At 37.2% G+C, this 13,171-nt stretch carries 9 protein-coding genes and 2 pseudogenes; 8 read left to right on the top strand and 3 right to left on the bottom strand.

All coding sequences use genetic code 11. From position 1 onward, the window contains the following. Together lipB and AsAng_RS03475 are read left to right on the top strand one after the other, a co-directional pair. Entirely contained in the window at window positions 1-702 is a 702-nt protein-coding gene (lipB, locus tag AsAng_RS03470; protein WP_264791393.1) for a lipoyl(octanoyl) transferase LipB, read from the top strand. 135 nt (window positions 703-837) lie between these two features. After that, window positions 838-1,236: a hypothetical protein gene (locus AsAng_RS03475; protein WP_264791394.1), complete on the top strand. Its 399-nt coding sequence runs from the start codon at window positions 838-840 to the stop codon at window positions 1,234-1,236. Between the two features lie 35 nt (window positions 1,237-1,271). Here the strand turns inward: AsAng_RS03475 and AsAng_RS03480 are convergent, their stop codons facing one another. Then, entirely contained in the window at window positions 1,272-1,664 is a 393-nt protein-coding gene (locus AsAng_RS03480; protein WP_264791395.1) for a hypothetical protein, read from the bottom strand. Window positions 1,665-2,133: 469 nt separating this feature from the next. On the opposite strand from AsAng_RS03480, the gene AsAng_RS03485 reads away from it, so the two are divergent. The 3 genes from AsAng_RS03485 (at window position 2,134) to AsAng_RS03495 (ending at window position 4,590) form a co-directional block, all read left to right on the top strand. Beyond that, window positions 2,134-2,805, top strand: coding sequence for an RNA ligase family protein (locus tag AsAng_RS03485; RefSeq protein WP_264791396.1), 672 nt, complete (start codon window positions 2,134-2,136; stop codon window positions 2,803-2,805). Further along, a complete protein-coding gene (locus tag AsAng_RS03490; protein ID WP_264791397.1) occupies window positions 2,729-3,856 on the top strand; it encodes an AAA family ATPase in 1,128 nt (375 codons plus the stop codon). The genes AsAng_RS03485 and AsAng_RS03490 overlap by 77 nt, the downstream gene beginning before the upstream one ends. A 227-nt stretch (window positions 3,857-4,083) precedes the next feature. Continuing rightward, a complete protein-coding gene (locus AsAng_RS03495) occupies window positions 4,084-4,590 on the top strand; it encodes an Lrp/AsnC family transcriptional regulator (RefSeq protein WP_264791398.1) in 507 nt (168 codons plus the stop codon). Between the two features lie 148 nt (window positions 4,591-4,738). Here AsAng_RS03495 and AsAng_RS03500 read toward each other — a convergent pair whose 3' ends face one another. Then, window positions 4,739-9,031: a T9SS type B sorting domain-containing protein gene (locus tag AsAng_RS03500; protein ID WP_264791399.1), complete on the bottom strand. Its 4,293-nt coding sequence runs from the start codon at window positions 9,029-9,031 to the stop codon at window positions 4,739-4,741. Between the two features lie 210 nt (window positions 9,032-9,241). Next, a complete protein-coding gene (locus tag AsAng_RS03505; RefSeq protein WP_264791400.1) occupies window positions 9,242-9,679 on the bottom strand; it encodes a hypothetical protein in 438 nt (145 codons plus the stop codon). A gap of 683 nt (window positions 9,680-10,362) precedes the next feature. On the opposite strand from AsAng_RS03505, the pseudogene AsAng_RS30000 reads away from it, so the two are divergent. The 3 genes and pseudogenes from AsAng_RS30000 to fabD all read left to right on the top strand — a co-directional run. Then, window positions 10,363-11,223, top strand: a pseudogene (locus AsAng_RS30000) (NupC/NupG family nucleoside CNT transporter); the annotation flags it as partial. 492 nt (window positions 11,224-11,715) lie between these two features. Next, a pseudogene (locus tag AsAng_RS30005) lies at window positions 11,716-12,032 on the top strand (nucleoside transporter C-terminal domain-containing protein); the annotation flags it as partial. Between the two features lie 183 nt (window positions 12,033-12,215). Next, window positions 12,216-13,094, top strand: a complete 879-nt coding sequence (fabD, locus tag AsAng_RS03515) for an ACP S-malonyltransferase (protein WP_264791401.1) — start codon at window positions 12,216-12,218, stop codon at window positions 13,092-13,094. The last annotated feature ends 77 nt before the right edge of the window (window positions 13,095-13,171 follow it).

The raw sequence follows: 13,171 nt of genomic DNA on the forward strand, positions 1-13,171 counted from the left end.
ATGGGCAAAGAAATTATTTATAAAGACTTGGGGGTAATTCCATACACCGAGGCTTGGGATTTACAAACCAAACTTTTTGAAGAGGTTGTTGAACGTAAGTTAACCAATCGAAAACTCGAAGTGGAGGAGCAACAAGAACAGTTTCATTACTTGCTTTTCTGTGAACACCCGCATGTATATACGCTTGGTCGGAATGGAAAAGAAGCACACTTGTTGTTAAATGAGGCTACTTTATCGCAAAAAAATGCAACGTTTCATAAAATCAATAGAGGGGGAGATATTACTTACCATGGTTATGGGCAGTTAGTGGGGTACCCGATTTTAGATCTCGATGAGTTTTTTACAGATATAGGGCGTTATGTTCGATTGTTGGAGGAGGCAATTATTCGTATGCTTGCAGAATATCAGATTGTAGGGGAGCGAATCAAGGGGCTTTCTGGGGTATGGATTGGAGTAGGAACAAATAATCCTCGAAAAATCTGTGCAGTTGGGGTACATTTGAGTCGTTGGACAACAATGCATGGTTTTGCTTTAAATGTGAATACTGATCTGACTTACTTTAGACATATAGTCCCTTGTGGAATCGATGACAAAGCAGTGACTTCAATGGAACAAGAATTAGGTCAGGTAGTTGATTTAGATGAGGTTAAGGAACAATTAAAACGTCATTTTGCAGATTTGTTTGAGGCAAATTATAAGTAACCTAATACACTGGCTTTTACGAGTATAAAAACACACACATACATTTTATACATTAGATTAGGATTGGTATAAACAGGTTTAGTAATTTTACAAGCTGTATGATGCCATAAAATTGAAAAATATAAGTATTAGAAGATGAAGAAAGATATTCCGATCAAAAAGGTAACCGATATCGCAATTGCTGTAGTTCCCAGTGAAGAAGACAAAAATTTTTGGAATGTATATCTACTAAATCTAAAAAAGGAGGAAATTAAAAATGTTTTTATAAGCTCTAGAGGCTATGGAGAAATTGATGGAGAGAAAGTAGAAACGACCCAATTGCGTTACTTTTACGAATATATTGGCGCTGAAATGGCAGTCAAAATTGAACCCATTGACTCAAAATTATTCCAATTAGCAAACGAGTACTGGATTAGTTTTAATTATGATGGCTTTATGTACGATAAAAAATACGTCTTTGTACAGGGAAGTTTTATTGAAGTTAATCTAACCCATATCCCAATTGTTGAAAAAAGAGGGGTTATGATACAATAAAAAAAAGCGGAATTGATTTTTCAATTCCGCTTTTTTTATTGTGCTTCATGAGGGATGAATTTTAAATCAAATTCAATGGGTTCCTCGTCAAATAAGATCTCGAATTTAATCCATAAATGATCTGAATTGACCTCTTTTATTTCTAAGTCAAAATTAGGATTAATTACTATTAAATTGTCTTTTAACTCATAGTGCTCCTCCTTTTTTAAACCAGGCATCATATCAGGCAACAACTCGCATTTAAATTGTTCAGTTGTAAATGTAAATATAAGATTGTTTAGTAATTCTATTCCTTCTTCACTGCCATTTTTAGTCCCACTTTCAAATATCCATGAGCCAACTAGTAAGTCTTTTTGTGGACTGCTTGGGCTATCTTCGCAAGAGATGAACAATAATAAAGAAAAAGAGATAAGTAGTAGTTTTTTCATTGTTTGAACGTATTACAATAGTCCGTTAAAAATGGCATCATGGATTCTTTATAAGAACCAAAGGATTATACATCAAAAAGCTAAATTAACGGGCTACTATATTAAGTAATAATGGTTTGTTGAAAAACCGAACCAAGTACAGTGTAAAACCCGCACAATGAAACTGAAAAATAGTTGATTGAGGGATTAGTTAAAAACACTGTCTCTGAACTAATATAAGAATTCATTGAAATATTAGAAATTAATCCTTTGTGCATTTTTAACTTTTTGACAAAAAAAGTGAAGAAAGTTAGAATGGAACTAAAAAGTACAAACTTTAGTTAATAACAGGGATGATAAATCACTAGAAGTACCAAATATTATCTTTTTCACTCATTACATTTGAGTACAGGACAAACCCAGCTTGCTTGTGAGTGCTTTGTTTTATCGTTCGTCCTGTACACAGCTCATTCATTCAAATCAATAAAAAATGCAATCTCGCAAATATGGTAGAACGTATCATTTGCCTTTTTCTCAGGGAGTGAGCAATGATGATAAAATATTAAAGGATTGGCAAGGGCTATTAAAAAAGGAGCTATTAATTACTGAAAAGCTAGATGGAGAAAATACTTGCCTCAAAAGCACAGGTGTTTTTGCTCGATCCCATGCTGCTCCTACTCGAAATCCTTGGGCTAAAAACATGTGGGTTATTTGGGATCGCCTGAGAGATAGTTTAGGGGATTTAGAAGTATTTGGCGAAAATCTATATGGTATTCACAGCATAGAATATCAGCAATTGTCTTATCATTTTTATGTTTTTGCGATTCGGGAAGGGGATCACTGGCTTTCCTGGGAAGAGGTCTTATTTTTTGCCGATATATTGGACTTGGCTACCGTTCCTGTTTTTGAAATGGGAAAATTTACAGAAAAAGAACTAAAAGAGTTGATCACTAAACGTATGGAACTAGGAAGTGCATTGGGCGGAGACTGCGAAGGTTTTGTCCTTCGAAATGCCGATGGATTTTCCTCAGTAGACTTTAAATACAATGTCTTAAAATACGTACGTAAAAATCATGTACAAACCGATGAACACTGGACTCGAAATTGGAAAAGGGCTGCCCTCTGGTATGAAAAACCTATGGCACAAAGATTTAACCCCTAATTGGGAACGTATTGAACAGAAGCAATGGTTTCAGGATATGCAAAACTGTCAGCAAGATCCTATTTTTCATGCGGAGGGAGATGTGGGAATTCATACTAAGATGGTATTGGATGAATTGATAAACTTAGAGGCGTTTAAGGAATTGGATCGATATGAGCAAGAAATTTTGCTTTGGTCTGCTTTATTGCATGATGTTGCAAAGCCTCAATGCACAACAACGGATGAAGAAGGACATATTCGAGCGCCCAAACATAGCGAAGTAGGAGAAAGAATGGCTCGAAAATTATTGTGGAACATGGATTTTAAAGCAAGAGAGTTGATTTGTTCCCTCATTCGTTTACATGGCTTACCCATTTGGTGCTTGAATAAAGACAATCCTAACCGAGCTGTTGCCATGTCTAGTCTGAGGCTAAACAATAAGTTGCTTTATCTATTGTCCAAGGCGGATGTATTGGGGCGAAAGAGCAATAGTCAGGATGATTTTTTGGATCGGGTGGAATTGTTTAAAGTGTTTTGTATAGAACAAGAATGTTGGGAAACCCCTAAAGCATTTCACAATCAACATAGCCAGTTCAAGTTTTTTATAAAAAACGCCATTTACCCTGCTATTATTTATGACGATACACGTTTTGAAGTGATTTTATTGTCGGGCATTCCTGGAAGTGGTAAAGATACCTATGCGCAAACTATAAATTTGCCTATTATTAGTTTGGACGAAATTCGTCAAGAGTTAGGGATCAAATATACCGATAAAAAGGCGCAAGGCAAGGTAGCTCAATTGGCTTATCAAAGGGCTAAAGAATATGCTGCTCAAAAAAGAAGCTTTATTTGGAATAGTACCAATCTGACTACAGAACTTCGTTCTAGAATCATCAACACACTAAGTGTGTACAACCCAACATTTAAAATTATTTACATAGAAACTTCAATAGAGAACATCTTGGCTCGGAGAAGAGCAACAATCCCCATTCGAAAGCTAGAAAAAATGATACAGTCCTTAGAAGTTCCTCAACCGTATGAAGTGCATGAAATCGCTTACTTTAAAAATTAAATATTGATTTTGTAACACAAAAATAATTTTAATCTGTTCTTTTTTCGGGTTTTTTATATTAACAAACAAAATAAAATTTTGTAAAAAAAATAAAATTTTGTCTAATCAATGGATAATATTGTATATTTGCAATCACGCATCCATTTAAGATGCAAATTTTTATTCAATAAATAGTTGATTGTTATATTTTCTATTTATTTATTTAATTTTTTAAAAGATAAAAACATATGTCTGGACACAATCACAAGTTGGACAAAATAGATTTAAAAATTTTGAAAATCTTGCAGGCAAATAGTAAAATTACAAATTTAGATTTATCCAAAAAAATCGGTTTGTCGCCAGCTCCAACATTAGAACGTGTAAAGAAGCTTGAAAGCTCTGGAATTATTAAGAGTTATCATGCTCAAGTTGACCCTCAAGTAATTGGTTTAAGTGTAAAGACGTTTGTATTGGTGTCTTTAGCTTGGCAAAAAGAAAATGCGCTAGAGAACTTTATTGCTAAAGTTGCTGAAATTGATGAGATAGTAGAATGCTATATCATTACTGGTGAGGCTGACTTCTTGATGCACCTAGTTTGTAAGGATATTCCCACTTATGAGCAGTTGTTATTCAAAACACTTTCTAAAATAGAAGAAATTGAGCGCCTAAAAACTTTGATGACTTTGTCTACTGTAAAAGATTCAAAAGTGTTACCTTTTGATTATGATACGGTTCCTTTTAATGGAGGAAACTAATCATTGTTTAAAACCATATTGTAATAAAAATGCTCCTAGGGAATTTGTTTCCTAGGAGCATTTTTGGTATAAACCATTAATAAAAAAACAAGCAATGAGCTACGCTTTAAACGAAAAGGTAACCCATGCTTGCTCATCATATAGTCTCTTAACGGATTAAGGTGAATTCACCTTTTGATGAACTCGGATTAGGATCACTTGCTTTCTGATACTCAATTAGGTAAATATAAACTTCAGTTGGTTGAGGAACACCTTGGAATGTACCATCCCAACCTTCGCCATGAGCTTCGTCTCCATTATAGACTTCTTGCCCCCAACGATTGTAAATTCTAAATACCTTTACTTCTTCATCGCTTAAGGTGACTGGACGGAAAGTATCGTTTATGCCATCCCCATCAGGAGAAAAAGCAGTTGGAATTCCTTGGAATGGAGCCTCAACAGTAAGCCAAACGGTATCTGTTGCCGTACAAGTTGTGTCATTAGTGGTTGCACTAGCAGTTACAATATAAGTGTAATCACCTGCTGGATCAGGATTAGTTGTTGTTTGGGCTGCAGATGGATTTGCAATATTGGCATTTCCTGTAACTGGATCAGCGCTACTTGTCCACGCATAATTAAACCCTGTAGAACCTGCTGAAAGAACAACAGAACTATTCAATGGCACAGAAACACTAGTCATACCCGTAACACTTACATAAGCATCTAGTGTTGGAATAACTGGAGCGTAAATGGTTTGGCTAGCTGTATCGGTACAACCGTCACCATTGCTTGCTGTTACGGTATAACTCCCTGCACCTAGATTAGTTATTGTACTATCTGTACTATTGTTACTCCATGTGTAGCTAATATTGTTACCACCTGTTGCACTAGCTTGTAAGGCACCAATTGCTTGGAGATCGCAAGATAAGAATCCTGTTAGTGTGCTGATATTAACAGCAATGCTCGTTGCTTGCTCAACCGTATAAGCGCCTCCACTAACGGTACAATTATTATCATCTGTAACAACAACAGAATAATTACCCGCAATAACTCCAGTTAAATCTTCAGTTATTGCCATATTATCCCAAGCATAGGTATAGGGGCTTGTTCCTCCAAGGACTTGAATGTCTACAGCACCACTGTTGGGAGCCGCATGACAACCAATATTGGTTGTGTCTAATAAAGATACTGTCAAAACAGGTGGGTTGTTAAGCGTGATGGTGTGTGTGCCTGTACAACCATTGTTTTGATCGGTAACGGTAATCGTAACAGTGCCTGCTGACAGACTAGTCGTATTACCTGTAGCGGTAGAAGCAGCTCCCCAATCAAAGGTATAATTGCCTGACCCGCCAGCAACAGTTAAGGTAGCAGAACCGTTGTCTCCATGACACAGTGGATGCGTTATTGTGTCAGTAACGGTTAGAAGGATAACAGGAACAATAGAAACACTTGCTGTGTCACTACATCCATTGGAATCTGTAACGGTAACGGTGTAATCATCATTAGGAACAGCAATAAGATCTTCTGTTATTGTTGAATTGCTCCATAAATAGGTTAGCGTACCTACACCACCACTTGCTGTAATATAAATATTACCATCAGGAGTACCATCACAACTGTTATTGTTGGTACTATCTATCGTAATCAGAATTGGATTAGGCACGACTAGCGTTGTTTGATCGGTAGCTGTACAGCCGTTTGCATCGGTTACGGTTACCACAAAAGTCCCGCTAGTTAGGTTACTAATGTCAGCGGTTACATCGTTATTGGTCCAATTGTAAGTATAAGATGCCGTTCCACCAGTTGTTGTGGTATAGATTGCACCGTCATTAGAATTATTGCAAGATGGATGATCAAAAGAATCTACTGTAATCGCTAATACTGGAGGCTCTGTTATCGTAATAGTTTGTGAGTCAATACACGAAACAGGGGTAGAACCTGTTGATAGGGTATCGGTTACAACTAAGGTGTAGGTACCAGCAGTAAGCTGACAAATAATATTGGTATCTACAGCTCCCATAGACCAAGTTAAGTTCATTGGGTTGCCACTACCACCTGTTACCGAGGCATTAATACAACCCGAAGAATCATTGTTGCACGATAAATGAGTAGGGGTTAATGTAATATTAATTGCTGGATTATTGATACAACTAGGGTTTAGTGTAGCGCAATTACTTGTCCCTACTGGACTTAATGGACAACTGCCATTGGTGCCGTCATTAGCACGTACTAAGATAGTATAGTTGGTATTGGTTATTAACCCTGTTGCTGTTGCTGAAAATGTTGCACCAACATTAATCCAAGTCGTACCACCATCTATACTATATTCATAATAACCAGTAGCAGGCAAATTTAGATTAGACCAACTAAAACTAATTGTATTTAAACTAGCACTATCGCAAGTTACAGTAGGGCTGCTTAATCCTGAAATAGCATGAATCGTAGTTGTGTCGATATACGAGCAAACACCATCCGAAACCGTAACGGAATAGGTGGTAGTAGCTAAAGGACTAGCCACGGGAGTTGGTACATCATGAGCACTTAAAGAACCTGCTGGAGACCAAGTATAGAAAGGACCAAAGTTTTTGGGCTCAAAACGAAAGGCAGTATTGGAAATCGTGGTCGTGGTTGCATTGGCTCCAGGAGCAGCATGTGCAAGCGTACCAGTGCTATTTTCTATCCCTAAGGTTAATTCATTGAAACTGCCACTTGGAGTAGCATTGGTTACATGCAATTCAATGACATTGGAATTTTCAAATAAGATAGCCTGTACCGTTTGGTTGCCTGTACCTGTAGAATAAGGAGGCACATTAATAAAATTCACAACCAATTGGCGGTTGGGTGCTGTACCTACGGTAAAGTACTCGATGGTACCTCCTGAGGTAGGATTACAATCGGTCCAACACATGGCAATAATATCATTGGGATCAAAAGGATCAGGTATATTTTGCCCAGAGCAGCAGCCACTTCCTGCGTTGGGATCAAAGGAAATAAACCCATTACTACTGATAAAGAAATTGGTGTAATTGTTACAGAAAAAATTAAAAGTAAATCCAATGGGTAAACTTGCTGATAATTGGTCGTCCCCCAAACTAATGGATGTCCCTGTTCCCGTAATAGGAGCAAAGGGAATTGTATTAACATTATAATCATCACAAACCGAAGGAGTAAGTGTATCCGATAAAACGACTTGCAAGGTTGAGGTTTGTCCAATACAAATAGAATCTGGTGTAGCGGTTGTTGCTAAACTTACATCATTGAATAAGAGCATCATTGTATCCCGCATGGGGCACAAACCACCATAATCGTAATCTACAACAATAAGTATCGTATCATTAGAACTGGTTGCAGCGGTGGTTGGTATCGTAATGGTCGGGGTTCGTGAGCTAGTGCTCGAAAAGCTAACGCTTGGACCACTAAGTTGGCTCCAAACATAATTAGAACTACCCAAGGTGGTACTAGGAATAGAGTCTGCAACAATCTGAAAACTTTCTCCAGAGCAAACCATTCGATTTGTTAATTGAACCCCAGGAACAACTACTTGTATGTCTAGTAAGTCAAAACAACTACTGTCGCTAAAACCTCCAGTGTATAAATCATTTCGTAGCCCAATATTAAAATTAGTAACACCAATTTCATTAATTGTGGGGGTTACCAATGCAAAAATGGACAAGTCATTGAGCGAAGTTGGGGCATTAGGATTCATTGCAAAGACAGAGTTATTGGCAAAGCTATTGTTTATGGTGGTAAAGGGACCATATAAGCTTAAGGTATCACTGGCACTAGATTGAGCATTTACCTGAATTCCAAGTGTATTACCAACACAGACCACAAATTGGTTAACGCCATTAGTCGTATCGGTTATAAAACCTTGATTTCCTGCTGTAGGAGGCATAGTATCTATGGTATAAGGAATTTCGCAAGGGCAAGCAATGTTTCCAGTACCTGAATTTTGAGTACTAAAAATATTAGTTGCAACATTGGCATAGTTGGTGACCATTAGAATATAAACCTCACCAGCTTGAGCATTAGGGATCTGAACAGGCTCTTGAGGCGCACCGCTATAACTACAATCGGCTACTGCTCCCCATGCTCCACCATGTCCCATTGAGTCACAGGCAGAATTGGCTGCTGCTATACTAGAAAAAGGTCCCCAAAGTATAAAATCAATATCTACATTTGCTGTATTGTCTAGGGTGAAATTGACAGATCCTGTTTGGTCAATGGTTAAGGAAAAGTAACTAGGGTTTCCCCAAGTTCCTAAACAATCGTAATTAGGTCCTGTGGGAGCTTGAGGGCCAGATCCTGGTCCTGTACTATCGTAATTGGCAGGATATTGCGCAATACCACTACAAAAGGGGCTCAGGTAAGAGTCTCCACAATTGATCGCTTGTGCATTGGTCTGGGTAACCCAAGCACAAATGGCTAAGCATAAAAATAAAATATTACAAATATGTTTCATGATGAATTTTAATTTATGAAATAGAGCTACTGTCTCTATTGTATAAGTTAAATAGATAGATAATAAATCATCTGTTAAAAATAACTCCTGATAAGAATAGGAATTGAATGGTGTGGTACCTTCTATAAGGGTGACATAAAAAAGCTAAGGCACTACAAAACTGTAGTGCATAAGGAAGGTGAAAATAACCATTTAATGAAGGATTATTTTTTACTCAGATTTTTTGGCATCCAATTGTTGTTGGTTGGACAATTGCCTTTCAGCTACTGCAATTTGTCGTTGATTTAACTCGATAGCTTTCTGATATTTTGCCAATAAAACGGCATCGCTATTTTGTGCTTCTTGCAAATCTTTTACGACAGCAGTTAGTTTCTGCTGATTGGCTTTTAGATGTGCCAAATCTTGTGTGTGTGAAGATACAGCAATAGAATGCTGCGTTTTTTGTTGCTTTTTACTACATGTATTGCACGTTTTGTGCTGATCTTTTTGTTGAATAGTGAGTGCTTCAATATCCATTTTTTTAGCTAGGGGATACCGGCCCACAAGCTGATTTTCTGCCTGTTGATGTGCTAACCTTGCTTCCGCATTAGATTGGGCTAACAAACCAAAAGGTGCAAAAAGTAGTAATAGGAGGATTAACTTTTGCATAATTGTTTGTATAAAATGATTAAAAAAAAATAATTAAATTTTCTTAAAGATAAGTGAAATTGCCCTTAGATGCCACTTCTTATAAGATTTTTTCTAGCCTTCTTTTGTTAAAAGAAAGTGCCCTAAAGTTAACATAAAAAAACAATTTATTTGTAAATGAATAATAATTCCTTTAAATAGCACCTTTGTTTAAAAGAGGAACTTAGGAAATGCAGGAATAAAAAAGCATGGAATTAAAATGCTATGTTTTTTCCAAAAAAACATACTTTGATCGATAAACAATAGTAACCTAACTGAGCTTATTGACTCACTAGAGAGAGTAAGCGAATCTAGCAATGCCATTATCTCGAAGCAGGAACGGAGAGCGTATAAATTTCTAGAATGGAAATAAAAACCCTTAGGGCTAAGTTTTTCTTAAAGCATTTTTTATTTTTACTGTTTTGATTACTTAATACTCCGTTAATTTTTTACTTTTTTACAAAAAAAAGCAAAAAAACATCTTGTATTCGATTGATTATTAAGTAACTAATGTTTTGAGTGGTAGAATTACATTGTTTTAATAATCAATCGAATACGATTTTTCAACGGAGTAATGATTACTATAAAATCGTAAAAAGACTTTTGCATTTTTGATACAATAGTTGGGTTAGCTTGTTAGAACTTATAATAGAATAAAGACACTTATGGAAGACATTTTTAGAGGAATATTGGGAATTACAGTAATGATAGCTATGCTGTACTTATTTAGCTCCAATAGGAGAGCAATTGATTGGAAACTAGTAATAATCGCTCTAGGAATGCAAATCCTATTTGGTTTGGCGGTATTAAAAGTGGAGTTTGTTCGCAATATTTTTGATTGGATTGGTAGTGGATTTGTCAGTGTTCTGGAGTTTACAAAGCAAGGTTCTACCTTTGTTTTTGGAGGTCTAATGGACCCCTCGAATGTTGGTTTTATCTTTGCTTTTCAAATTTTACCAACCATTTTGTTTTTCTCTGCATTATCTTCTATTCTCTATTATCTTGGTATTTTGCAGCGAATCATTTATGCTTTGGCTTTTGTAATGACAAAAGTAATGCGTCTTTCTGGAGCAGAAAGCTTGGCAGCAGCAGCAAATGTGTTTATTGGGCAAACAGAGGCACCCTTGATTGTCAAACCTTATTTGGACAAGATGACAAAGTCGGAATTACTTTGTCTGATGGTTGGAGGAATGGCTACAATTGCTGGTGGTGTCTTGGCGGCTTATATTGGTTTTTTGGGAGGAGATGACATCGCTTCCAAAGAAGAGTTTGCAAGGCATTTGTTAACCGCTTCTATTATGTCTGCACCTGCTGCTATTTTGGCGGCCAAAATTTTATATCCTGAAACAGAGGAGGTAGACACGAACTTAGAAATTCCTAAAGATAAGATTGGCAATAATTTATTAGAAGCAATTTCTAATGGTACATCCGATGGCTTAAAATTGGCGGTTAATGTAGGAGCCATGTTAGTGGTATTTATTGCCTTGGTGGCTATGCTAAATGCAATCTGTTCTAGTACATTTGGAGACTGGATTGGTTGGTCTGTTCAAGATGGTTCTATGGCTTTGATGGGGGACACGTTCTTACCGAATCAGGATACATTGGTGCGAGCAATACAAGTTCCAATGCCAGCTTTGGAGGAGATGGTAAAAGTAGTGCAAGAGTCGGTTGTTGTGGGGACCAATGGGACAGATAGTATTGTATTTAATATTGTAGAACAACCCATCAGCACGCCTCAATTTGACGTTGTTTATGATACCTTACTAAGAAGTGAAATGGACATTCGTTGGGCGGTTATTGGTCAAGAGGCAATAGCTGGAGCCAATGGGGTAGATAGTTTTGCTGCAGTAGACGGCTGGGTACTTTACGACCGTCAATCTAAGGCTCCTTTAGATACCTTGGCTTATGCCAGCAATGAAATGAATCGAATATCATTAAATATGCACGTCAATCAATTGACGACAGGGCGATTTCCTGCTTTTAATTTAGAATATGTACTTGGAGTAATTATGTCTCCCATTGCATGGATTTTGGGAACGCCATCAGATGATATTTTAATTATAGGACAGTTATTGGGTAAGAAGACCATTCTCAATGAGTTTGTTGCTTATGCAGATATTCCTGCGGTTAGTGATCATATTGCCCACAAATCAAAAATCATAGCAACTTATGCGCTCTGTGGTTTTGCCAATTTCGCTTCTATTGGAATCCAGTTAGGGGGAATTCTATTGCTCCTGAGCGTCGTACTACGTTGGCAGAATTTGGGGTTAAGGCTCTTATAGGTGGAACAATTGCTTGTTTCTTAACGGCAACAATTGCTGGTATGTTAGTTTAAGTATGGAATTTTTATGAACGTATAGCGCTGATTATTAATGCTGAAAAAAGGCACTTTTAAGGCGCTTTGCAAAAAATAGATCAACTATGATTGAATTAATCATTGAATTCTATACCTTTGCGCAGTTCAATTTTTATCAAAATAAGTTTGTCAAGAACTGATAATTTCTAAAAATTAAAAAGGATGAAAGCGTTTTTGTTTCCTGGGCAAGGAGCTCAATTTGAAGGGATGGGAAAAGATCTATATGATGGTCATGCTGTTGCTCGTGAATTGTTTGAGCAAGCTAATGAAATCTTAGGTTTTGATATTGCTAAGGTAATGTTTGAAGGGACGGCAGAGGAGCTGCGTCAAACCAAAATTACTCAACCTGCTATCTTTTTACATTCTGTAATTACCGCTAAGGTAAAAATGAGTGAAAATGAACAACCAACGGCTGTTGCAGGACATTCATTAGGTGAGTTTTCGGCATTGGTAGCAAGTGGGGCACTAACGTTTGAAGATGCGTTACAACTAGTCTATAAACGTGCTATGGCGATGCAAAAATCTTGCGATGAAACAGAAGGGACCATGGCTGCGATTATGACCCCAGATATGGAGTTGGTTGAGCAGGTTTGTGCTGCTGTTGATGCAGTTGTTGTTCCTGCCAATTATAATACACCAAGTCAATTGGTAATTTCGGGTTCTATAGCAGGAATCGAACAGGCTTCTAAAGCATTGGAAGAAAAAGGAGCAAGAGTAATTCCTTTGACAGTAGGAGGAGCTTTTCATTCTCCATTGATGGATTCTGCCAAACAAAGTTTGCAGGAAGCAATTGAAGCGACCACTTTTAATACGCCATTTTGCCCGATCTATCAAAATGTTACCGCAGCACCTACGACAGATGTAGATGCCATTCGTACCAACTTAATCAATCAATTGACAGGTTCTGTTCGTTGGAGCCAAACCATCCAAAATATGATGGCGGATGGAATGGAACATTTTGTAGAAGTAGGGGGGAAAGGACGCATTTTGTTGGGAATGGTTCGCAAAATCAATAGAAAAGCACAGATGGAAATGTTATAACAACAACAATTTCTTTGTTATATAAAAATGAGTCGCCTCTTTTCAGAGACGACTCATTTTTTTAATAACTCGTACAA

It is taken from the genome of Aureispira anguillae, assembly GCF_026000115.1.
In the GTDB taxonomy this organism is placed as follows: Bacteria; Bacteroidota; Bacteroidia; order Chitinophagales; family Saprospiraceae; genus Aureispira; species Aureispira anguillae.

What these genes read in the sequence shown, in the direction of transcription:
- AsAng_RS03485 (WP_264791396.1), top strand. Translation starts at nt 2,134, where the DNA reads ATGCAATCTCGCAAATATGGTAGAACGTATCATTTGCCTTTTTCTCAG.
- fabD (WP_264791401.1), top strand. Translation starts at nt 12,216, where the DNA reads ATGAAAGCGTTTTTGTTTCCTGGGCAAGGAGCTCAATTTGAAGGGATG.
- lipB (WP_264791393.1), top strand. Translation starts at nt 1, where the DNA reads ATGGGCAAAGAAATTATTTATAAAGACTTGGGGGTAATTCCATACACC.
- AsAng_RS03500 (WP_264791399.1), bottom strand. Translation starts at nt 9,031, where the DNA reads ATGAAACATATTTGTAATATTTTATTTTTATGCTTAGCCATTTGTGCT.
- AsAng_RS03475 (WP_264791394.1), top strand. Translation starts at nt 838, where the DNA reads ATGAAGAAAGATATTCCGATCAAAAAGGTAACCGATATCGCAATTGCT.
- AsAng_RS03495 (WP_264791398.1), top strand. Translation starts at nt 4,084, where the DNA reads ATGTCTGGACACAATCACAAGTTGGACAAAATAGATTTAAAAATTTTG.
- AsAng_RS03490 (WP_264791397.1), top strand. Translation starts at nt 2,729, where the DNA reads ATGAACACTGGACTCGAAATTGGAAAAGGGCTGCCCTCTGGTATGAAA.
- AsAng_RS03480 (WP_264791395.1), bottom strand. Translation starts at nt 1,664, where the DNA reads ATGAAAAAACTACTACTTATCTCTTTTTCTTTATTATTGTTCATCTCT.
- AsAng_RS03505 (WP_264791400.1), bottom strand. Translation starts at nt 9,679, where the DNA reads ATGCAAAAGTTAATCCTCCTATTACTACTTTTTGCACCTTTTGGTTTG.